Origin of the sequence: Enterobacter sp. Cy-643 (assembly GCF_011752815.1) — a bacterium.
Classification (GTDB): Bacteria; Pseudomonadota; Gammaproteobacteria; order Enterobacterales; family Enterobacteriaceae; genus Cedecea.
Genome location: NZ_VWWV01000004.1, coordinates 251,108 through 272,845 on the forward strand (window position 1 = coordinate 251,108; position 21,738 = coordinate 272,845).

Consider the following 21,738-nt stretch of genomic DNA (forward strand, 5'->3'; position numbering starts at 1 on the left):
TCTTACTATACTCGCTCTAATCCCTTTCAGGTATGTATTCGCTGTCTTCCGGCGGCGTGGTTCTATTCGTCTTTCAAAAAATAACATGTTCCGGAAATTCATCTGTTAAAGACATTGTCCGGAGCAGTGGCAAGGACATCAATATGTCAGATTTAAACATCACTCTTGATACCGCGGCCCTGACGCATCCGCTTTCTCAATGGGGCAATACGGCGGCTGAATCCGTTGTGAGCGAGCTGGAGCAGGGCAAAGTTGTCTTTCTGCCGCAGCTGGCGTTTGCGCTGACCGAACAGGAAACCGCGCTGCTGAACCCGGCTGTTGTTGACCCGAAACGTAAAAACATTAGCTACCAGCCCCTAAAGGATAAACTGACCGGCGTGGCTGTAGCCGAGCAGGAGCCAGAAGTTCGCGCCCTGCTAAAACGGCATTACGAATCTTGCCTGCAGCTGATTGCCACTCTTCTGCCGGAATACCAGCAGGTGCTACATTCGCCGACCAACAGCCTGCGCCTGCACCCCGTTAAGCAGTGGACGCAGAACACTTCCTGGCGTAAGGACGACAGCCGCCTGCACGTGGACGCGTTCCCGTCCCGGCCTAACTATGGCGAGCGCATCCTGCGTATTTTCACCAATATCAATCCGGCCGGTGAGAGCCGTAGCTGGCGCGTAGGCGAAGCGTTCCCGACGCTGGCCGAGCGCTTCCTGCCGCGCCTGAAAAGCTATTCCCCGGCCAGCAGCTGGCTGCAGAACGCCGTCGGCATCACCAAAACTCGCCGCAGCCACTACGATCACCTGATGCTGCAGATGCACGACGCCATGAAGGCCGATGCGGATTATCAGAAGCAGGGCCCGCAGGTGGCCATTGATTTCCCACCGGGCAGCAGCTGGATCTGTTTCTCCGACCAGACGCCGCATGCCGCGATGGGCGGGCAGTTTATGCTGGAGCAGACGTTTTTACTGCCGGTAGACGCCATGCAAAATCCACAGCATTCCCCGCTGAAGGTGCTGGAAGGGCTGCTGCGTCAGCCGCTGATTTAGTCATAATGATCGCGTGCAAAAAGCCGCTGTTGCGGCTTTTTTATTGGTAATCCGTAGAGGCAAGACTAAGACTGCGCTATTTATTTTCTGAAGTAAGTCATGATTTTCTGTAGAAATGACGGTAATACTTCTTTCTTTGCCCATGATGGATTAAGTAAATCATCGGACGACAAATATAAGTTGCCCTCATCGTCCAGGACTTTTGCATTGAGCGCGGCGGCGATATCCAGCATTTTGCAATACAACCCCTGAGCAGGCGATTTTGCAGAAATATTCCCTGTATGCCAGTCCAGCCAGTTAATTTCATCCCCTCGCCAGATGACATGATAGGGTCCATTTATGGGCGAAAAACTGAGCTCAGGATCGTTATTTACATACTGAACCCATTCTTCTGCAAGAATAGAATTACTCTCCCCATCCCATGCATGTTCCGTCCTGGTGATATGCATTTCCCAGCCCATAATATATCTCCGCTTTGTACATTATTTTTGATATCAGTTTATGCAAAGATAAATATCATGGCTGGGTGTTTTTCCACAGATATAAAAAAGGCCAGAGTGACCTCCAGCCTTTTTTGTCTATCCCGAGAGGGATTAACGCATGGTGACAAACTCTTCCGCTGCGGTTGGGTGGATCGCCACGGTGTTGTCGAAGTCTTTCTTGGTCGCGCCCATTTTCAGCGCCACGGCGAAGCCCTGCAGGATTTCATCCATGCCGAAGCCAATGCCGTGGATCCCGACGATTTTCTCGTCCGGGCCCGCACAGACCAGCTTCATGCGGCACGGCTGGCGGTGAGAGGTCACGGCGGTGTACATGGCGGTGAAGGAGGATTTATAGACCTTCACGTTGTCGTCGCCGTACTGCTCGCGCGCCTGGGGTTCGGTCAGGCCAACTGTACCGATTGGCGGGTGGCTGAACACCACGGTTGGCACATTGCTGTAGTCCAGATGCTCGTCCGGCTTGTTGTTAAACAGGCGCTCAGACAGGCGACGACCGGCGGCAACGGCAACCGGGGTCAGCTCAACCGCACCGGTGTTATCGCCCACGGCATAAATGCCCGGCACGTTGGTGTTCTGGAACTTATCTACCTTGATGTAGCCTTTGGCGTCCAGCTCAACGCCGGTTACCTGCAGGTTGAAGTTATCGTTAGCCGGTTCGCGGCCGATCGCCCAAATCAGGGTGTCGACGGTTTCCGCCCGGCCATCTTCCAGCTCAAGCGTCAGGCTGCCGTCTGCATTCTTCACGACCGCTTTCGGAATCGCGTGGGTGTGCAGGGTTGGGCCTTCTGCTTCGATGACTTCCAGCAGTGTTTCAACGATCAGCGGGTCGAAGGTGCGCAGCGGCGCATGTTTGCGCACGAACAGGTGCGTTTCTGAACCCAGCGCGTTAATCACGCCCGCGATTTCCACCGCGATGTAGCCCGCGCCAACAACCGCCACGCGTTTTGGCAGGCCCGGCAGCTCAAAGAAGCCGTCGGAGTCGATGCCGTACTCAGCGCCAGGGATGTTCGGGTGGCTTGGGCGGCCGCCGGTAGCGATCAGAATATGGTCTGCGGTGATGGTTTCGCCGTTAACTTCCACGGTGTGGGCATCAACGAACTTCGCAAAGCCGCGGATCACGTCCACTTTATTCTTGCCCAGTACGTTGTCGTAAGAGGTATGAATACGGTCGATATAGGCGGTGCGGCTGGCGATCAGCTTGTCCCAGTCGAAGTGGTTCAGCGTGGTGTCAAAGCCGTAGTCCGGGCCGTAGTTGTGGATCGCTTCGGCGATCTGCGCCGCATGCCACATCACTTTTTTAGGCACACAGCCGACGTTCACGCAGGTACCGCCCAGATCTTTCGCCTCAATCAGGGCGCATTTCTGCCCATACATGGCCGCACGGTTAATCGAGGCGATACCGCCGCTGCCGCCGCCAATGGCGAGGTAGTCATAATGTTTGGTCATGATGTTTCCCTTTTGAGTCGAAAATTAGGCGCGATTGTAACGCGCCGGGATAAAGGTTCTACCGATTACTGTAATAGCCACGTCATACTTCAAGCTGTAGCGCGGTTGGCTGCAGCTCGAATTATCGGGGGGCTAGCGTTCTTATTCCGGCACAATCCAGCTCAGCGTGGTGGAACCGGTGCCCGCTGGCACCAGCTTTTTGTGCAGCCACGGCAGCACGTTCGCCATTTGCTGTTCCAGCTTCCACGGCGGGTTAATCACAATCATGCCTGAAGCCGTCATGCCCCGCTGGTCGCTGTCCGGGCGAACCGCCAGCTCGATCTGCAGGATGCGGCGGATGCCGGTCTCTTCCAGGTCGCGGATCATGCGTTTGATTTGCTGACGCAGCACCACCGGGTACCACAGCGCGTAGGTGCCTGTGGCAAAGCGCTTATAACCTTCGGCAATCCCTTTCACCACGTCCTGGTAGTCGGTTTTGATCTCATACGGTGGGTCGATGAGGATCAGGCCGCGACGGGAAACCGGCGGCAGCTTGGCTTTCAGCTGCTGGTAGCCGTCGGCGCGCTCGACGCGGGCCCGGTCGTCTTTCTGGAACTCAGAGCGCAGCAGCGGGAAGTCGGACGGATGCAGTTCGGTCAGCTGCAGGCTATCCTGCTCGCGCAGCAGGTGGCGGGCAATCAACGGAGAGCCAGGGTAATAACGCAGGTTGCCGCTGCGGTTCAGATGCTTCACCGCGCCAATATAGGCTTCCAGTTCGGCAGGCAAATCGTCCTGCTGCCAGATGCGGGAGATACCTTCCAGATACTCGCCGGTGCGCTCCGCATGTTCGCTGCTCAGCTGGTAACGACCGGCGCCTGCGTGAGTGTCGAGATAGAGAAACGGTTTCTCCTTCTCTTTAAGCGATTCAATAATCAGGCTTTGAACGGTGTGTTTTAGTACGTCGGCATGGTTACCGGCGTGAAAGCTGTGGCGATAGCTGAGCATGAGGGATGGTGTTCCGCAAATAAGAAAACAAATTTCCCACAGTTTACCGCAGATTGCGGCGGATTACCGCCCGGGCGCGGCGCTGTTTCAGTTGGGGAGAAAGCGTTTCAAAACATAACGGTGTCATAAAAATGTCAAATCACCAGGATAGCGTCGCTGCCAGGCAAGGTAATCGTTTGAATAAAAGGAAAAATAATGAAACTTCGTATTTCTGTGCTGGCCGCCGCGTTAGCCGTCTCTCTGCCCGCGCTGGCGAAAGATGTGTCTCTTCCTCAGGCCGCGGCGATAGCCAATAGCGTCACGCCGGCAAACAGCAGCCAGGCGTTTGATGAGATTGAAATGCAGTCTCTGGCGGGGCTGCGCGCTGCCCTGAAAGGCGATGCGGATAAACTGACCCGCGACCAGCTGGATAAAGCGAAGCAAAGCAAAAAGCTGGCGGATACCGCCTGGCTGAAAGCGAGCGGCTATGACTTCCAGACCAAAGCCAACCAGAAAGCGGGCATCGAGCTGCTTTCCGCGTTCAGCAAACTGCCGGAGCCTGTGATTAAGCAGAACCTGGACACGGTCACCAACATCAACCTGAATGCCGTACAGACGACCCGCCATCAGGCGCTGGCGGATGCCGAGGGCATCAACCACCTTTATTTCCTGAGCGATGCCATGGGGCCGCGTCTGGGGAAAGCCTTCCTGGCCGCCTACGATAAAGGTGAGCTGAGCAAAGCCGCGGCGCTGATTAAAGCCTCCGAAGTCAGCACCAGCGCAGCGAAGAAGCACTTCAATAACCCGCGTCCGTTCCTGATCCAGGGCAACACCATTCACCTCGTGCCGGACGATGTGGTGATTAAAGACAACAAACCGTACACCGCAGACGGCGGCTCCTTCCCAAGCGGCCACACCAACACCGGCTACACCGACGCGCTGCTGATGGCCGAAATGGTGCCGGAGCGCTTTGAAGCTCTGGTTGAGCGCGGCGCGCGTTACGGTTACTCGCGCATTGTGCTGGGCGTGCATTACCCGCTGGACGTGATGGGCTCCCGCATGGTGGCGCAGCGCAATGTCGCCAACTACCTGAACGACCCGAAATACCGCGCGTTGTTTAACGAAGCTCGCGATCAGCTGCGTACCGCGCTGGAAAAAGAGTGCGGCACTACTTTGGCTGAATGTGCGAAATCTTCCGCGAAAGACGATCCTTATCGCGCCCCGGCGATGAAAGAACTTTACCGCTTCACCATGACTTACGACCTGCCGCAGCAGAAGGGCGAGAAGCAAGCCCTGAAAGTGCCGCAAGGGGCGGAAGTTCTGCTGGAAGCCGCGCTGCCTAAGCTTTCCGCCGCCCAGCGCCGCGACCTGATGGTGAAAACCGCGCTGCCTGCGGGCTACCCGCTGTCCGGCACGACGGCAGATCAGCAGTTCTGGCAGCGTCTGAACCTGCCCGCGGCCTACGCAATGGCCGCGAAATCCCACTGATTGACCGCCCGGGGCAGCACCTGCTGCCCCCTTTCCCGGCGACCACAGCGCAACGCCCGGGATTGAAATTCGCTACACTTAACCCCATGCTAGACTCCATGCACAAAGCGCCGCTTGAGCGCTTCTCTCTCCCTTTTAATCAGGAACGCGCTTATGACCAATCCTTTACTGACCTCTTTTGAGCTGCCGCCGTTTTCCGCCATCAAACCTGAGCATGTTGTTCCGGCCGTGACTAAAGCGCTGGCCGACTGCCGGGCGGCGGTAGAAAGCGTGGTTGCGCAGGGCGCGCCTTATAGCTGGCAGAACCTGGTGCAGCCGCTGGCGGAAGTGGACGATCGCCTGGGCCGCCTGTTCTCCCCGGTCAGCCATCTGAACTCGGTACAGAACAGCCCGGAGCTGCGTGAGGCCTATGAGCAGACGCTGCCGCTGCTGTCCGAATACAGCACCTGGGTTGGCCAGCACGAAGGGCTCTATAACGCCTACCGCGACCTGCGCGACGGGGCGAACTATGCCAGCCTGAGCGTCGCCGAGAAGAAAGCGGTGGATAACGCGCTGCGCGACTTCGAGCTGTCCGGGATTGGTCTGCCAAAAGACAAACAGCAGCGCTACGGGGAGATCTCCGCCCGCCTCTCCGAGCTGGGGTCCACCTACAGCAACAACGTGCTCGATGCCACCATGGGCTGGAGCAAACTGATTACTGACGAAGCCGAGCTTGCCGGAATGCCGGAAAGCGCCTTAGCCGCAGCGCGCGCTCAGGCGGAAGCCAAAGAGCAAGACGGCTGGCTGCTGACCCTGGATATCCCAAGCTACCTGCCGGTGCTGACCTACTGCGACAACCGTGCGCTGCGGGAAGAGATGTACCGCGCCTATTCCACGCGCGCTTCTGACCAGGGCCCGAATGCCGGGAAGTGGGATAACACCCCGGTGATGGAAGAGATTCTGGCGCTGCGCCACGAGCTGGCTCAGCTGCTGGGCTTTGACAACTACGCGGAAAAATCGCTGGCCACCAAAATGGCGGAAAATCCGCAGCAGGTGCTGGAGTTTCTGTCCGATCTGGCCAAACGTGCCCGCCCGCAGGGTGAAGCCGAGCTGGCTCAGCTGCGCGCCTATGCGAAAGAGCATTACGGCGTGGAAGCGCTGGAGCCGTGGGACATCACCTGGTACAGCGAAAAACAGAAACAGCATCTCTACAGCATCAGCGACGAACAGCTGCGCCCGTACTTCCCGGAAGAGCGCGCGGTGAACGGCCTGTTCGAAGTCGTGAAGCGCATCTACGGCATCACCGCCAAAGAGCGGAAAGATATCGACGTCTGGCACCCGGACGTGCGCTTCTTCGAGCTGTATGACGACCAGGGCGAACTGCGCGGTAGCTTCTATCTTGACCTTTACGCTCGCGAGCACAAACGCGGCGGGGCGTGGATGGATGATTGCGTGGGCAAAATGCGCCGCGCCGATGGCTCGCTGCAAAAACCGGTGGCCTATCTGACCTGTAACTTCAACCGCCCGGTGAACGGCAAACCTGCGCTGTTTACCCACGATGAAGTGATCACCCTGTTCCATGAGTTCGGTCACGGTCTGCACCATATGCTGACCAAAATCGAAACCGCAGGCGTGTCCGGTATTAACGGTGTGCCGTGGGATGCGGTCGAGCTGCCGAGCCAGTTTATGGAAAACTGGTGCTGGGAACCGGAAGCGCTGGCGTTTATCTCCGGCCACTATGAAACCGGTGAATCTCTGCCTGTTGAGCTGCTGGAAAAAATGCTGGCGGCGAAAAACTACCAGGCGGCGCTGTTTATTCTGCGTCAGCTGGAGTTCGGCCTGTTCGACTTCCGCCTGCACGCGGAATTCAACCCTGAGCAGGGGGCGAAAGTGCTGCAGACGCTGGCCGAAATTAAGAAACAGGTTGCCGTAGTGCCTGGACCGAGCTGGGGCCGCTTCCCGCACGCCTTCAGCCACATCTTTGCCGGCGGTTACGCGGCGGGTTACTACAGCTACCTGTGGGCCGACGTGCTGGCGGCGGACGCGTTCTCTCGCTTCGAAGAAGAAGGCATTTTCAACCGTGAAACCGGCCAGTCGTTCCTCGACAACATCCTGACCCGTGGCGGTTCGGAAGAGCCGATGGAGCTGTTCAAACGCTTCCGTGGGCGCGAGCCGCAGCTGGACGCGATGCTGGATCACTACGGTATTCAGGGTTAAGCCACCACGTGAAAATCTGTTTACTGACTGAAGCAGGCGCCGACTCCGGCGCCTTATCTGTTTTGAGCAGCCGCTGGCAGCTCGAGCATGATGCAGAGGCGCAGATGGCGCTGGTGCTGACGCCTGAGAGGCTGGAACTACGCAAACGCGACGAGCCAAAATTAGGCGGTATTTTTGTTGATTTTGCCTCCGGCGCGATGGCGCACCGCCGTAAGTTTGGCGGCGGGCGTGGCGAAGCGGTAGCAAAAGCCGTGGGCGTGAAGGGCAGCTATCTGCCGGATGTGGTTGACGCGACGGCTGGGTTAGGGCGAGATGCCTTTGTGCTGGCGTCCGTCGGCTGCCGCGTGCGGATGCTGGAGCGCAATCCGGTGGTTGCCGCGTTGCTGGATGACGGCCTGCGGCGTGGCTACGAAGATCCTGAAATCGGCGGCTGGCTGCAGGAGCGATTACAGCTGATTCATGCCTCAAGCCTGACGGCGCTCAGCGATATTACGCCGAGGCCGGATGTGGTGTATCTCGACCCGATGTTCCCCCATAAACAAAAGAGCGCGCTGGTGAAGAAAGAGATGCGCGTTTTCCAGTCGCTGGTGGGGCCGGATCAAGATGCGGACGGGCTGCTTGCCCCGGCCAGATCGCTCGCGAAGAAAAGAGTCGTTGTGAAGCGCCCGGACTACGCGCCGCCGCTGGCCGACGTCGCCACGCAGAATGCGGTGGTGACCAAAGGGCATCGGTTTGATATTTATGCCGGGACGCCGGAGTAATTACGAAAACGCTGGAAAGTGCCTCGCAGAAGAGATTGCTTCCCCTCGCAACTTTACGGCTGCATTGGCATGTTGTATGCCATGCAGCCGATCCGACGTTATGCCCGCCAGCTCAGGCACCAGATGACTCCCGAAGAGAACTTGCTGTGGTATCAACTCCGCAGCAGGCGTTTTGCCGCGTATAAGTTTAGCCGTCAGCATCCTGTTGGCGCTTATATCGTTGATTTTGCCTGCTGTGCTGCGCGGCTGGTGATCGAACTGGACGGTGGGCAGCATGAGGTGCAAAGAGGTTACGATGAGCGAAGAACGAAGTACCTCAATGAGCAAGGGTGGCGAGTGAGGCGGTTCTGGAATAACGAGCTGCGAGAGAATCAGGAGGGGGTGTTGATGGTGATTCTGCAGGATTTGAGTGAGCTGTGACCCTCACCCCGGCCCTCTCCCTGGAAGGGAGAGGGGGGAAATCAAAGGATTGTGCACTATCGAGTCCCCTCTCCCCTTTGGGGAGAGGGCTAGGGTGAGGGGCAATAAAGACGGTTACTCGTCTTCGTCATCACGCAGCGGAACAATCAGCATATCCACATGCACGGTATTGATCAGCTGGCGCGCAGAGGACATCAGCTTGCTCCAGAAATCCTGGTGATGACCACAAACCACTAAATCCATATCGTATTTTTTAATGGCATCAACCAGCACCTGGCCCAGATCGCCGCTGCCGCTAAGGGTTTCGGTAATCGGGTAACCTGCCCCGGTAGACAGTTCGGTGAGCGCGTGGTGAGTCTCTTCGGAAATGCGTTTCTGCATATCGCCCAGATTGACATCAATCAGCCCGGTATACAGATCGGAGTAATTCACATCGACATGAATCAGGGAAACTTTCGCGTTGTAAGGCCGAGCCATGGAGACGGCTTTTTCTACCAGGACTTTACTCTCAGGGGAGAGGTCAACCGCGATCAGAATGTGTTTATAAGCCATAATGTTACTCCTTCCATAAGTTATCGATGACTCTCGCCGTCATCTTTTAAACCGTAGCGGCATGAGCGACGGTTACCCGATCTAAAGACTTCAATTGTAGATGGTATTTCGCTGTTATCGAGCATTTCTCTGCCCGACAATGCGCTATCCCTTAATCACATTCAAGCGAAAAATGAATGCGGCCACTTTGATAAAGATTAACGCGGTGGTAAAAAAATTAAGGGATCTCCTACACTATTAAATGAGCCGGGCGGGAAGAGATCTGTGACCTGTATCGGTTATTCGTTGCAGTATTGTCTGACAGGGTTTTCGGGGAGAGCGGTTGTCCCGAAGCAAAGGCTTCGAGGGCTTCGCCGGGAGGGGTACATGATCAGCACCGTCGCGCTGTTCTGGGCGCTTTGTGTAGTTTGTGTCGTGAATATGGCGCGCTATTACTCTTCACTGCGCGCGTTACTGGTGGTGCTGCGCGGGTGCGATCCGCTGCTGTATCAATACGTTGATGGCGGCGGTTTTTTCACCTCACATGGTCAACCCAGCAAGCAGGTCAGGCTGGTACGTTATATCTACGGCCAGCGCTATGTCGATCATCATGATGAAGAGTTTATTCGCCGCTGTGAGCGTCTTCGCCGCCAGTTTATTCTGACGAGCTCGCTGTGTGGTCTGGTGGTGATTAGCCTGATTGGATTAATTATCTGGCACTAGTTTGTAGGGCAGCATTATGGATAAGCATAAAAAAAGCGGGCCAGTTTCCTGACCCGCTTTTTCTTTGGCTGCCGCTTACACGAAGCGCAGCGCAATCCAGTACAGCCCGCCGGAGAGCAGAATCGAAGCCGGTAGGGTAAATATCCACGCCATCAGGATATTGGTTACCGTCTTACGCTGCAGGCCGCCGCCGTCCACGATCATTGTCCCCGCCACGGAGGAAGAGAGCACGTGGGTGGTGGAAACCGGCATCCCGGTGTAGCTCGCCAGACCGATAGAAACAGCGGCCGTCATCTGCGCGGACATCCCTTGCGCATAGGTCATGCCTTTCTTACCGATCTTCTCACCGATGGTGGTCGCCACGCGACGCCAGCCGATCATTGTACCCAGACCAAGAGCCAGAGCCACCGCCAGAATAATCCAGACCGGCGCGTACTCGATGGTGCTAAGCATGTCGCCTTTCAGTTTCTTCAGCAGGCGCTGGTCGTCCGCGCTCACTTCCGGCAGCTTCGCCACTTTATCGGTGGTGTCGGAGATGCACAGCATAATGCGACGCAGCTGGCTACGCTGCTCAATGCTGAGCTTGTCGTAGCTTTCGATATCCGTCAGCATCAGCTTCGCGCGATCCAGCGCGTTAATCGCGTTGGCCGGGTGGCAGTGGAACTGAGCCGGTTCAGTTGCGCCCGCTTCCGGAGAAGGGATCAGCTGTTCCGAGCCGGTGGCTTTCTTCAGCAGGTCAGGACGTTGCTGGAAGAACGTTTCGACGTTGTTCACCGCATCGCGAGTACGGGTGATTTCGTAGCCGGAAGCATTCATGTTAACCACGAAGCCCGCCGGCGCGACGCCAATCAGCACCAGCATAATCAGACCGATGCCTTTCTGGCCGTCGTTAGCGCCGTGAGAGAAACTCACGCCGATAGCGGACAGAATCAGCGCGATACGCGTCCAGAAAGGCGGTTTTTTCTTGCCGTCTTGCTTTTCACGTTCCGCAGGCGTCAGGTGAATACGCTGCTTTTTCTTGGTGTTGCTCCAGTAACGGCGCAGCAGGAAAATCAACCCACCGGCAATTACCAGCCCGACAATCGGGGACAGAATTAAGGAAGCGAAGATCCCAATCACTTTCGGGATATTCAGCGCGTCGACAACCGAGGTGCCGGTCAGCAGCGCGTTGGTCAAACCGATACCGATGATGGCACCGATAAGCGTATGGGAGCTGGAGGCCGGCAGACCAAAATACCAGGTGCCGAGGTTCCAGATAATAGCGGCCAGTAACATAGAGAAGACCATGGCGAGACCATGAGAAGACCCTACGTTTAACAGCAGATCTGTAGGCAGCATATGCACAATGGCATAGGCTACGCTCAGCCCACCGAGCAGAACGCCGAAGAAGTTAAACAACGCAGCCATTGCCACCGCAAGTTGCGATCGCATAGCGCGGGTATAAATTACCGTTGCTACTGCGTTGGCCGTATCGTGGAAACCATTAATAGCTTCGTAGAACAGCACAAATGCCAGAGCAAGCAAAAGTAAAAGCCCGGTGTGAAGATCCAGGCCGGCAAACAAATGTAGCATAGACGTTACGCCATTTTGAGGACATGAACGCGGCGCATTATGTAAGACAACCTCTACCGCGGCAAAGTGAAATCTGGACTTTTTTTGATTTTAGTCGCCATCTGGCGCACGGGTGGAATGATTTACATTTTGTTTATCAATCACCTGCATTTGTTATCCACCTTAAAGCTGGTGCGACCAGCCTCAGGTCTTTACAATCCGTTGCCTTAAGCATAGTCGGGAGTCGGTCGTGGAAAAGTTTGATGCCATTATTATAGGTGCGGGTGCAGCGGGAATGTTTTGTGCGGCGGTTGCCGGGCAGGCGGGCAGCCGCGTATTGCTGATTGATAATGGCAAAAAACCGGGCCGTAAAATCCTGATGTCAGGCGGCGGACGCTGCAACTTTACCAACCTTTATGTCGAGCCTGCGGCGTATCTGAGCCAGAACCCGCATTTCTGTAAATCTGCGCTGGCGCGTTACACCCAGTGGGACTTTATCGACATGGTGGGCAAGCACGGCATCGCCTGGCACGAGAAAACGCTTGGCCAGCTGTTCTGCGACGATTCTGCCCAGCAGGTAGTCGATATGCTGGTGGCTGAATGCGAGAAAGGCAAAGTAACAATGCGCCTACGCAGCGAAGTGCTGAGTATTGAACGCGACGAGCAGGGTTACACCCTGCAGCTAAACGGCGGCAGCGTGCAGGGCGCGAAACTGGTTATCGCCAGCGGCGGTCTGTCGATGCCGGGGCTGGGTGCGACGCCATTCGGCTATAAAGTCGCCGAACAGTTTGGCCTGAAGGTATTGCCGACCCGCGCGGGTCTAGTGCCGTTCACGCTGCATAAGCCTTTGCTCGAACAGCTGCAGGTGCTGTCCGGCGTCTCGGTGCCGTCCGTCATTACGGCAGAAAACGGCGTCAGCTTCCGTGAAAGCCTGCTGTTTACCCATCGCGGCCTGTCCGGCCCCGCCGTTCTGCAGCTTTCCAGCTACTGGCAGCCGGGTGAATTCGTCAGCGTCAACCTGCTCCCGGACACCGATCTGGACGGTTTTATTCACGAGCAGCGTAACGCGCATCCAAATCAGAGCCTGAAAAACACGCTGGCGATGGTACTGCCCAAGCGGCTGGTGGAATGCCTGCAGCAGCTGCAGCAAATCCCGGACGTGACGCTGAAGCAGCTCAACAGCCGCCAGCAAAGCGAGCTGGTAGACACCCTACAATGCTGGCGCGTTCAGCCCAACGGCACCGAAGGCTATCGCACGGCGGAAGTGACCCTCGGCGGCGTGGATACCAACGAACTTTCCTCCCGCACCATGGAAGCCAAAAAAGCCCCTGGCCTCTATTTTATCGGCGAAGTGATGGACGTCAGCGGCTGGCTGGGCGGCTATAACTTCCAGTGGGCCTGGAGCTCCGCCTGGGCGTGCGCGCAGGCGCTGGTTGAGGGCTAGCCCGCGCTTTTCGGCTGCGATGATAGATTGTGATATGTTATGCACTATTGCAGCTATTTGAGGGCTAAACGTGACAGATTATGACGCATTGCCTGAACAGCGCCAGGCGATGATCCACCAGATCCTGACCGAAACGGGCAGGGTGATCGGGGCCGATGTGGCGCGGAAGCTGGGCGTGTCCGAACATACCATTCGCCGGGATCTGCAGGAGCTGGCGCGTCGCGGCCTGTGCAAAAAGGTCTATGGTGGTGCCATCAGCCAGTTCCAGCAGTCCGCCAGCTTCGAAACCCGCGTATCGCAGGATGTAGGTGAGAAGTCTCAGGTGGCGCGAAAGTGCGCCGGGATGCTCAAAGCCAACACCTGCGTGTTTCTCGATGCCGGCTCAACCTATCTGGCGATGGTGGAGTTTATCCCCGAAGAGCTGGATCTCACGATTGTCACCAATTCCCCGCAGATTGCTGCCGCGCTAAGCGGGCGCACGCGCGGCGAGCTTATTCTCTTGGGCGGAAAAGTTAACCCGCTGACCGGCAGCACGCTGGGTTCCGACACGGTAAATCAGCTGCGCGGCATGGTTTTCGACCAGACCTTTATCGGCGTGTGCGGGCTGGATCCGCAGGCCGGCCTGAGCGCGGTGTATTACGAAGATGCCTGTTTTAAGCGCGAAGTGCTGAGCCAGAGTAATGAGGTGATCGCCGCCGTGACGGCCAATAAGATGTCCCAGGTGGCTCGCTATAAAGTAGCACCCTGCGAAGATATTGATATTGCGGTGGTGAGCGCCGAAACCAAAATTGCTGATTTCGGCGGCGTTAACCTGCGGATTGAAATCGCGGGCTAGCGAAACGGGCGGCGACGATCCCGCCCTACTTCAGACTTTACTTTGCAGCGCCATCAGGCTTTTTATCGTGTGCTGGACCGCGCTTTCATCATTGCTGCCGGTAATAAATCGGGCCGCGGCCTTTGTCTCTTCAAACGCATTACGCATCGCGAAGCTGTATTCCGCCTGAGCCAGCAGTTCCAGATCATTATAGCCGTCGCCAAAGGCGAGAGTCTCCGCCGGGCTGACGTTCAGTAGCTGCTGGAGCCTTTGTACCGTTGTCCCTTTATGCACGCCATAGTTCGCAATATCTATCCACGCCGCTTCGGACACCACGATGTAGACATCCTGCTCAAACGGCTTAAGCACCGGGCGAGTCCGGGGGCAGTTTCCGGCTTCGTCATAGACGCTGATCTTCACGAAATCACATTCGAGTTCGGCAAAAGAGTCCACCTGCGCCAGGCTGGCGTAGGACTGGCGCATTTTGTCCTGCAGCCGCTGCGGCACGTCTTTGCGAATAAACGCGCTTTCGCTGCCGCAGGCAACAATCACGTGGCTGTGGCTGGCGGCCTCCAGCGTGTCGATAATGCGTAATCCAAGCGCATTATTGATAAGCGATTCGTAGACATATTCGCCGTTCCTTTTAATGCGCGTGGCGCTGTCGCCGACGATCCATAAATCCTCGCGGTAATCGGCGAACAGCTCTTCCACCCGCTGGCACTGCTTGCCGGTACAGGCGGCAAAATGAACGCCTTGCTCGGCCATTAAGCGGTGAGTCTGGGCAAATAATTTACGGTCATAGTCGCCGTGGCTATTGAGAAAAGTGCCGTCCAGGTCGGTAATAATTAGCTTTATCATGTTGTTATCCCATCGGTAAGTGTTCTGTAGGCGTTTATGTTTTTAGTTTTGAAACGAAGGGCAGGTTGCGATACTTGTTTTGCCAGGGCATGCCGTAGCCAATGAGCAGATCGTCGTTGTCCATGATCCAGGCATAACATTGCTCGACGGGGATCTCCACGCGGCCAGGCTTCACAAATAAGGTGGCGATGGAGAGCGATTTCGGGGCGTAATGTTCGATTAAATGCTCGACCAGACGCTTCATGGTGCCGCCTGACTCAATGGCGTCATCCACCAGGATAACGTCTTTCCCCCTGATGCCAATATTGTCGTGGTAAACGATGGTGGAGCAGTTATTTCTGTCGCCGGGCGTGTGCGGGCAGGAAATATAGTCCATTGAAATATCGAAAGTTAACTGCCTGACCAGGTCGGCGGTAAACAGGATCCCACCGGGTACGACCGCGATCACCACCGCTTCGTGATAGCGACAATTCAACTGCCTGGCGACTTTGGTGACGCCATCGGCAATCGTCGACTCATTCAGCACGATCTGTCCTACATGATTGTTTTCCACTGCTGCGTCCTCGCTAAAATGTCACTGCTCGTTGTTGCTCGGTTAAAATAAGATCGAATGCTCGATTGTGCAACATTAGCGTGATGATAGCGTGTTTTTTGTGATCTAAAACGATCGTGCAGGCGGGATATGCTCAATGCTGCATTACCGAGCATTGAGCAAAGGGATCTACTGGCGGAGATCGAAGCGGATCGGCAGCGTGAGGGTGATTTGCGACTGGCCTGGCGCGATATCGTCCGTGGGAGCGGGTAGCGGTACCGCGCGAGCCGGTAGGGCAAGGGCTTCCCGATCCAGCGTTGACGTGCCGCTGCTTCTTTCCAGCGTTACGCTGAGGACCTGACCCTCTCTGTTCAGCGTCAGGCTCAGGTAAACCACACCTTGTGCCTGCTGACGCAAAGCCTGAGCCGGGTAACGTTTGAAGCGGTCGAGCCGCTGGCGCAACAGGCCGACCCAGTTCACTTCACCTGGGCTGGGAGCGCTTACCGCACTGCTTCCTGCTCTGCCGGCGCTTTGCTGCGGGTGGCTGGCTGGGGCGTGAGTTTCGGGTGCAGGTGGCGCAGGGGCTGGCGGCGCTTCCGCGTCGTGCGGCTTAACCGGCTGAGATTTGGCGATGACCTTATGGCGCATTTTTTTAGCCACAACGATCTCCGGATTCGGTGCCTCCACGCTTTTCACCTCTTCTTTCGACTCGGCCTTTTCCTGAGGTGCCGCCGACCGGATTTGTTTGATCGTGTCGGGCTGCTTTTCTGGCGTGGCAACAGAGGCTGGATCGTCTGTAGGGAGGATCATCAGCGCAATGGGCGGCGGCGCGGTGGCCGGCTGCTCCTGCGCGGGTCGGTTAGTTAGCCAGAGGAAAACGCCCGCGTGCAGCAAGAGCGCCAGAACCAGTCCGATGCTGCGGCGTGAGGGAGGCAGGCCGTCGGACCAGGCAGGAAATGGCTCTCTTATCGGCAGGGTAGAAGGCATGACAAAATACTCCGCAGCCGGGCTAAAGGCTGTTGTTCCAGTGGGGATAAGAAAGAGGACACGCGAAACGCCCAGACGGGCAGCTTGTCATGAATAACGAGACAACTGACATGGATTACTCAATCAAGAAGCATTATTCACTGCGTGAAAGGCTAACCCAGTAACGCGACAGCGTATTTATTCTGACAGGCAGAACGCGGGGTAACGCAGCCAGAATCCGATCGGTATCCGCCAGCGGGAAAACGCCGGACAGCCTCAGAGCCGCAATATTCTCGTCGCAGCGCAGGATGCCGGGGCGGTACCGGTTAACTTCCCGCAGAAAATCGCCCAGCGGCATATTGTCGGCCAGCAGTTTGCCGTGCACCCAGCCTGGCTCCTTTTCACCGCCGTGCAGGCCTCCTGATTCAGCCTCGCTAAGCCATGCGCCCTGGCCCGCCGCGAGCTGCATTCCGGCGAGACCCGAACTGTGCGGATACAGGCGAACCGCGCCGTGGTAAACCGCCACGCGGGTGAGCCCCGGCTCCAGCTTTACCCGGAATTGGGTGCCCAGCGCGAGCACTTTGCCCTGTGGCGTCGTCACGCTAAAAGGCCGGGGCCATGCCGCCAGCTTTTCCTTTTGCCCGGTCGTAATCAGCAGGTCGCCGCCGAGCAGCTCAATCTGGCGCTGTTGCCCGGTAAAATGCACGTTCAGTGCGGTTTGGGTGTCCAGCAGCAGCCGGCTTCCTTCACTGAGCTCAACCTGTCGCTGCTCGCCCGTCCCGGTGCGGTAATCGGCTATGAGCGATTCCCAGCCGTGCTGCTGTCGCCCCCATTCCAGCGATCCACCGACCAGCAGCAGAGCACCTAATCCTTTTAGCGCCCGACGTCTGCCGCTGTTTTTTAACGAAGAGAGACTCTGCCGCGCCAGTTTGCCGTCAACCTGCCGGAAACTGGCGCAAACGGCCTCAACGTGCTGCCAGGCGCGTTGATTTTCGGCGCTGGCCGCCAGCCACTTTTGCCAGTTGATTTTATCCTGCTCGCTAACGTCGTCCGACATCATCAGCGTCAGCCATGAGGCGGCGGCCCAGGCGCTGTCCCGGTCGATCGCTTGCCCGTTTTGGTCAATAAAAGGATGGGAGGTCATTAGCTTAGCGCGAAGAAACAGTGCAGGTTGGCGCGCTGGAGATACTGCTTCACGGAGCTGCTGGAAACGCGCAGGCGCTCGGCGATATCGCAATAGCGCATCCCCTGCAGGTGGGCCAGCAAAAAGGCTTCCCTTACCTGCGGCGGCAGGCCGTCCAGCGCCGCATCAATCTGTTCCAGCACTTCCAGAATCAGCAGCCGGGTTTCAGGGGACGGATGCTCCATTTCCGGCTGAGCCGCCAGCGCATCCAGCCAGGCCTCTTCGATTTTCTTGCGGCGGTAATGATTGGCAATCAGCCGTCTGGCGACCGTGGCAAGAAAAGGGCGCGGCTGGCGAATGGAGGCCAGGTCTGGGCTGACCAGAATATTAATAAAAGTGTCCTGAGTCAGATCCTGCGCCTGTTCCGGGCAGCCGACTTTATTGCGAAGCCAGTGGTAAAGCCAGCGCTGATGGTCGCAGTAAAGTTGCTGCGCAACCTGTTGGGAACGGGACATGATGTGACTCACCATTGATCGGTATCAGGGCGTGATGATATTTAAATGATAATCATTATTATTTTCATTTCTGTATTTTTATGTCAAGAGATTGCGAGGTATTAATGTATTTTTGCGGGCAGTCATAATGCAGCGCCAGGGCTGGCGCTGCGGGTAAGGTATTAGAATTTCTGTGAAATGCTCAGCTTAACGTTGCGGCCGATACCGGAGACGGATTCACCCAGGTACGGGTAGTAATCGGTGTTAAACAGGTTGTCGACGGCAATGCGGGCTTCCATGCCTTTCACCTGCTCCGGCTGCCAGGAGGCAAACAGGCCCTGTAGCGCGTAGCCGCTGGTTTTTGGCAGCGCCCAGATGCCCGCTAACGGGTCGCCATCCTGCGGGGAGCGATCCTGTTTCCGTACCATGTCCATGGTCCAGCCGAACGTCATGTTCCACTCCGGGGCTTTTACGCCCAGCGTAGTGTGGGCGGTGACCGGTGGAATTTCTGCAATCCAGGTTTGGTTGCCCCAGGGATCGCGCGGTGAGGCGTCACGCTGACCCCGAATGGTAGAGAAGGAGAAGCTGCCAAAGATGCGGCGGCTGTCGTAAAACGACTCGATCTCAAGGCCCTGAATGGTGTAGCCCGGCAGATTACGGTAGTTCGACAGTGGAGAGCCGCAGTTCGCGCCACTTTTCACCGACTGCGCCTCGCACAGCACGCCGCGACGGTAGAATATTTCGTCTTTACCGCGGTTGCGGAATAGCGTGGTGCGGATTTGTACGCTGTCGTCGTCCGCCAGCAGATTATTGAAGTTCAGGATCATCCCGCCGCGAACGCTGTTGATGGTTTCCACTTTCAGGTCGCGGCTTGAGCCGGACACGTTAGACAGCGCGTACTGCACGGTGTACTGCTCATCAATGGTTGGTGCTCGCCATGTGCGGGTCACATCGGCAAACAGCGACACATTCGGCGTGGCCTTCCAGACCAGACCAAGCGCAGGCGTAAAGCCGTGATAACTTTTGTTGCTGTAGTCGTGGCCGACTTTAGGATCGCTGCTGTTGTACATCCGGGCGATGTTTGGCTCGCCGGTATTGGTGACGCTGTCGTAGCGCACGCCCGGCGTTACGGTGACGCTGCCGAGCGTCATGCTGTCCTGCAGATACAGGCCACGCGTTTGCTGCTCCCCGGCGGGCATGTAATACGGCTGGAAGTAGCCGTAGTTGTAGGCGGCGTTCTTCTTGTAGCCCGGATAGTACATCAGCGCATTACGCTGGTTTTTATGCCAGCTTGCGCCAATTTCTACCAGATGATCCACCGGCCCGGTACTGAAGCGGCTCTTGTTGCTGACCTCCACCAGGTTGTCTTTGTAATCCACCCAGCTCTCATTGCCGAGCGAGCCCAGGAAGCTGGAGGCCCCGGCGGAGTTGGGGCGGGTATCATGCTGTTTGGTTTTGGAGTAAGCGTAGCTCAGCGTCAGATCCAGCCACGGCTTGTCCGCCGGGGCCAGGTTCCACTTCACGGAGTAGTTTTCGTCGGTCTGGTTACGGTACACCAGTTTCCTGCGCCAGGCCTCGTCTAACCCGTATTTGTCGACATCCGCCTGGCTCGGGGCGGCGATGTCGTCCCGCTTGGCGGCGAAGGGCTGCCAGCCGGTGGATTCCGAATGCATGGCTGAAAGCGTCAGCGTCTGTGCGTCGGTCAGGTAAAGGTTGGTTTTGGCCAGCCAGGTGCCCTGGCGGTTGGCGGAATAATCAAAATGCGTGCCGTCCGGGCGGGTAATATTGCCGCCGTCGCGTTTGCTGGCGTAGATCATGCCGTCGGCAAACCCTTCCGGCGTTCTGCCGTACAGCGCGCCGCTGTAGATATTCTGGTTGTCGTTGGTGTGGAAACCGTACTTCAGCATGCCGCCAAAGTTTTCGCCGGGCTGCAAGAGGTCGGCCGCGTCTTTGGTGACGATTTTGATGCTGCCGCCGAAGCCGCCGTTGCCGTTGGCCAGGTTAAACGGGCCTTTATCCACGTCGATTTGTTTGATGAGTTCGGGTTCGATAAACACCGAGCCCTGACGGTACTTTTCAAACCCTTTGGGCGCGCCGTCCAGCGTCACTTTAATATCTTCCATGCCGCCCATGCCCCAGATATTCAGGCTTTGCCCGCCCGGACGCGGTGAACCAGCGGAAGAAACACCCGGCAGTTTATCCAGCAGGGCGGCGACGTTATCGGCCTGAATACGCTCGATATTCTCTTTTTTCAGCGTTGAGCGCCCGGCCACGACGCTGTCATCCAGGCCGCTGAGCACGGAAAGCTCCGGCACAACAATCGGCGCGGTCTCTCCGGTGGCTGCCGGAAGAGAAACAAGCCGATAGCTATTGCCATCGCGTACGGCTTGCAGGCCGCTGCCCGCCAGCAGATGATCGAACGCGCTTTGTACGGAATAAGTCCCTTTGAGGCCTGAAGTCGTTTTGTTGGACGTCTGATCCGGGGTGAAGACCAGCAGCACGTTGGCGTCATTCGCCAGCGTTTGCAGGGCGCCGCTCAAAGGCCCGGCAGGCACGGAAAATGCCTGGCTGGCGGCTGAGGAGGCTTCTGCCGCCCAGGATAATGTCGGTAAACCAGTTGCCAGCGCCAGCAGGCCGGATAAGGCGATGCCGGACGCAAGCGGGGCGCGAGGGAGCTGTGCAGGTTGGCTCGCGTCGGAAATGGCCGTAGCCTTTCCGTTATTTTTTATCGTCATGATGTATCCCTGAAGGTGAGTCACAAGAAGTACTGCTTCAGAGAGGTCACGCGAGACTGAAAATCAGGCAGAAAATTTTTTAAATTAAAAACGGCCGCCGGGTTCTACATCGTGAGCACTATGCGGAATCGTGCCTTGCCGGACTTCATTTTTTGCCACGCTTCGTTGGCCTGTGCCAGCGGGAATATTTCCGTCATCGGCTGCACGTTATGCCGCAGGCTAAAACGCAGGGCGCTTTCGGTTTCGTAGGGCGTGCCGGTAAGCGAACCTTCAACGGACAGCTCCCGGCCAACCAGCATTCCCGGAGAAAGCACGAGCGGTTGCTGACCGACGCCGAGCACCATCAGCTTGCCTTTGGGCTGCAGGGCGGGCAGCAGAGAGGACGCGATAGCGTTGTCCGTCACCGTGGTGACGATCGCGGTTACACCGCCGAGCTTTTTCAGCGCTTCGGCAGGGTTGCCCGCGGTGCTATCGAGGTAATCACTGGCTCCCAGCGCCAGGGCAGCTGGTGCTTTATCGTTCCCACGCCCGATGGCGATAACCCGGAGCCCCATTTTGGCGGCATATTGCACTGCCAGGTGGCCTAAGCCGCCGATGCCGAGGACTGCGATGCTGTCACCGGGCCGTGCGCCTGATTTACGCCCCGCGTTAAAGGTGGCTATTCCGGCGCAAAGCAGCGGCGCGGCGGTCACTGTGCTTAGCGCATCCGGGATAGCCACAAGGCCGGTCGCCTTCGTCAGCATCATTTCGGCATAGCCGCCGTCCTGCGAACTGCCGACGATCGGTTGATGATTGCAAAGCGTGAACTCGCCGCGACGGCAGGCATCACATTCATGGCAATGTCCGCCAAGCCTGCCCACCCCAACCCTTTGCCCAACACGCAGGCCAGACGGTACGCCGCTGCCGAGTTTGACCAGCGTGCCGACAACCTCATGCCCCGGCACGCGCGGGTAAGTCACGTTCTTTTCTTGGCCGTCGATAACGCCGCCGTCAGCGCCACAGATGCCGCAGGCTTCTATTTTTATCAGCACTTCGCCTGCGCCAGGCTCAGGTATAGGGCGTTCAACAAGCTCCAGGCTGCCGTTGCCGCTGGCCTGCATCGCTTTGTAGGTCATTTGCTTTCTCCGGTGAAAAAAACGGCACCCTCAGGAAGGAT

20 protein-coding genes are annotated in these 21,738 nt (G+C 57.2%); 8 read left to right on the top strand and 12 right to left on the bottom strand.

Going from position 1 to position 21,738, the window contains the following annotated elements:
• Positions 1–143 precede the first annotated feature (143 nt).
• Positions 144–1,037 carry a Kdo hydroxylase KdoO gene (gene kdoO / locus F3J29_RS17170; protein WP_166867888.1) on the top strand — a complete coding sequence of 298 codons (894 nt, stop codon included), beginning with the start codon at positions 144–146 and terminating at the stop codon, positions 1,035–1,037.
• A gap of 80 nt (positions 1,038–1,117) precedes the next feature.
• Here kdoO and F3J29_RS17175 read toward each other — a convergent pair whose 3' ends face one another.
• From F3J29_RS17175 to F3J29_RS17185, 3 genes are all read right to left on the bottom strand, one after another.
• The gene (locus tag F3J29_RS17175; protein WP_166867890.1) at positions 1,118–1,498 is read right to left on the bottom strand and encodes a hypothetical protein; all 381 of its coding nucleotides are present in this window, start codon (positions 1,496–1,498) and stop codon (positions 1,118–1,120) included.
• A gap of 132 nt (positions 1,499–1,630) precedes the next feature.
• A complete protein-coding gene (gorA, locus tag F3J29_RS17180; RefSeq protein WP_166867892.1) occupies positions 1,631–2,983 on the bottom strand; it encodes a glutathione-disulfide reductase in 1,353 nt (450 codons plus the stop codon).
• A 141-nt stretch (positions 2,984–3,124) separates the two neighbouring features.
• Complete coding sequence (locus F3J29_RS17185; protein WP_166867894.1) at positions 3,125–3,967, bottom strand: 23S rRNA (adenine(2030)-N(6))-methyltransferase RlmJ; 843 nt, start codon at positions 3,965–3,967, stop codon at positions 3,125–3,127.
• A gap of 195 nt (positions 3,968–4,162) precedes the next feature.
• Between F3J29_RS17185 and F3J29_RS17190 the strand changes: the two genes are divergently transcribed.
• The 4 genes from F3J29_RS17190 (at position 4,163) to F3J29_RS17205 (ending at position 8,811) form a co-directional block, all read left to right on the top strand.
• Positions 4,163–5,434 (top strand): acid phosphatase, encoded by a 1,272-nt coding sequence (locus F3J29_RS17190; protein ID WP_166867896.1) that lies wholly within the window; start codon positions 4,163–4,165, stop codon positions 5,432–5,434.
• Positions 5,435–5,587: 153 nt separating this feature from the next.
• Positions 5,588–7,630: an oligopeptidase A gene (prlC, locus tag F3J29_RS17195; protein ID WP_166867898.1), complete on the top strand. Its 2,043-nt coding sequence runs from the start codon at positions 5,588–5,590 to the stop codon at positions 7,628–7,630.
• Positions 7,631–7,638: 8 nt separating this feature from the next.
• The gene (gene rsmJ / locus F3J29_RS17200) at positions 7,639–8,391 is read left to right on the top strand and encodes a 16S rRNA (guanine(1516)-N(2))-methyltransferase RsmJ (protein WP_166867899.1); all 753 of its coding nucleotides are present in this window, start codon (positions 7,639–7,641) and stop codon (positions 8,389–8,391) included.
• An 81-nt stretch (positions 8,392–8,472) separates the two neighbouring features.
• A complete protein-coding gene (locus tag F3J29_RS17205; protein ID WP_166867901.1) occupies positions 8,473–8,811 on the top strand; it encodes an endonuclease domain-containing protein in 339 nt (112 codons plus the stop codon).
• Positions 8,812–8,925: 114 nt separating this feature from the next.
• Here F3J29_RS17205 and uspA read toward each other — a convergent pair whose 3' ends face one another.
• Positions 8,926–9,363, bottom strand: a complete 438-nt coding sequence (uspA, locus tag F3J29_RS17210) for a universal stress protein UspA (RefSeq protein WP_039298608.1) — start codon at positions 9,361–9,363, stop codon at positions 8,926–8,928.
• Positions 9,364–9,729: 366 nt separating this feature from the next.
• Here uspA and uspB point away from each other — a divergent pair, with 366 nt between their 5' ends.
• Entirely contained in the window at positions 9,730–10,065 is a 336-nt protein-coding gene (gene uspB, locus F3J29_RS17215; protein WP_008458643.1) for a universal stress protein UspB, read from the top strand.
• A gap of 75 nt (positions 10,066–10,140) precedes the next feature.
• On the opposite strand, the gene pitA is transcribed toward uspB, so the two are convergent.
• The gene (gene pitA, locus F3J29_RS17220) at positions 10,141–11,637 is read right to left on the bottom strand and encodes an inorganic phosphate transporter PitA (protein WP_008458642.1); all 1,497 of its coding nucleotides are present in this window, start codon (positions 11,635–11,637) and stop codon (positions 10,141–10,143) included.
• A gap of 229 nt (positions 11,638–11,866) precedes the next feature.
• Between pitA and F3J29_RS17225 the strand changes: the two genes are divergently transcribed.
• Positions 11,867–13,060, top strand: coding sequence for a BaiN/RdsA family NAD(P)/FAD-dependent oxidoreductase (locus tag F3J29_RS17225; RefSeq protein WP_166867903.1), 1,194 nt, complete (start codon positions 11,867–11,869; stop codon positions 13,058–13,060).
• A gap of 70 nt (positions 13,061–13,130) precedes the next feature.
• The gene (locus F3J29_RS17230) at positions 13,131–13,895 is read left to right on the top strand and encodes a DeoR/GlpR family DNA-binding transcription regulator (protein WP_166867905.1); all 765 of its coding nucleotides are present in this window, start codon (positions 13,131–13,133) and stop codon (positions 13,893–13,895) included.
• A gap of 30 nt (positions 13,896–13,925) precedes the next feature.
• On the opposite strand, the gene F3J29_RS17235 is transcribed toward F3J29_RS17230, so the two are convergent.
• The 7 genes from F3J29_RS17235 to F3J29_RS17265 form a co-directional block, all read right to left on the bottom strand.
• Positions 13,926–14,732, bottom strand: a complete 807-nt coding sequence (locus F3J29_RS17235) for an HAD-IIB family hydrolase (protein ID WP_166867907.1) — start codon at positions 14,730–14,732, stop codon at positions 13,926–13,928.
• 34 nt (positions 14,733–14,766) lie between these two features.
• Positions 14,767–15,285, bottom strand: a complete 519-nt coding sequence (locus tag F3J29_RS17240; protein ID WP_353620559.1) for a phosphoribosyltransferase — start codon at positions 15,283–15,285, stop codon at positions 14,767–14,769.
• A gap of 168 nt (positions 15,286–15,453) precedes the next feature.
• Positions 15,454–16,251 carry an energy transducer TonB gene (locus tag F3J29_RS17245; RefSeq protein WP_166867909.1) on the bottom strand — a complete coding sequence of 266 codons (798 nt, stop codon included), beginning with the start codon at positions 16,249–16,251 and terminating at the stop codon, positions 15,454–15,456.
• 133 nt (positions 16,252–16,384) lie between these two features.
• Positions 16,385–17,374: a FecR domain-containing protein gene (locus F3J29_RS17250; RefSeq protein WP_166867911.1), complete on the bottom strand. Its 990-nt coding sequence runs from the start codon at positions 17,372–17,374 to the stop codon at positions 16,385–16,387.
• Positions 17,374–17,868, bottom strand: a complete 495-nt coding sequence (locus F3J29_RS17255) for a sigma-70 family RNA polymerase sigma factor (RefSeq protein WP_166867913.1) — start codon at positions 17,866–17,868, stop codon at positions 17,374–17,376. The genes F3J29_RS17250 and F3J29_RS17255 overlap by 1 nt, the downstream gene beginning before the upstream one ends.
• 161 nt (positions 17,869–18,029) lie before the next feature.
• Entirely contained in the window at positions 18,030–20,582 is a 2,553-nt protein-coding gene (locus tag F3J29_RS17260) for a TonB-dependent receptor (protein ID WP_166867915.1), read from the bottom strand.
• 104 nt (positions 20,583–20,686) lie between these two features.
• Positions 20,687–21,697 carry an alcohol dehydrogenase catalytic domain-containing protein gene (locus F3J29_RS17265; protein ID WP_166867917.1) on the bottom strand — a complete coding sequence of 337 codons (1,011 nt, stop codon included), beginning with the start codon at positions 21,695–21,697 and terminating at the stop codon, positions 20,687–20,689.
• Positions 21,698–21,738: the final 41 nt, after the last annotated feature.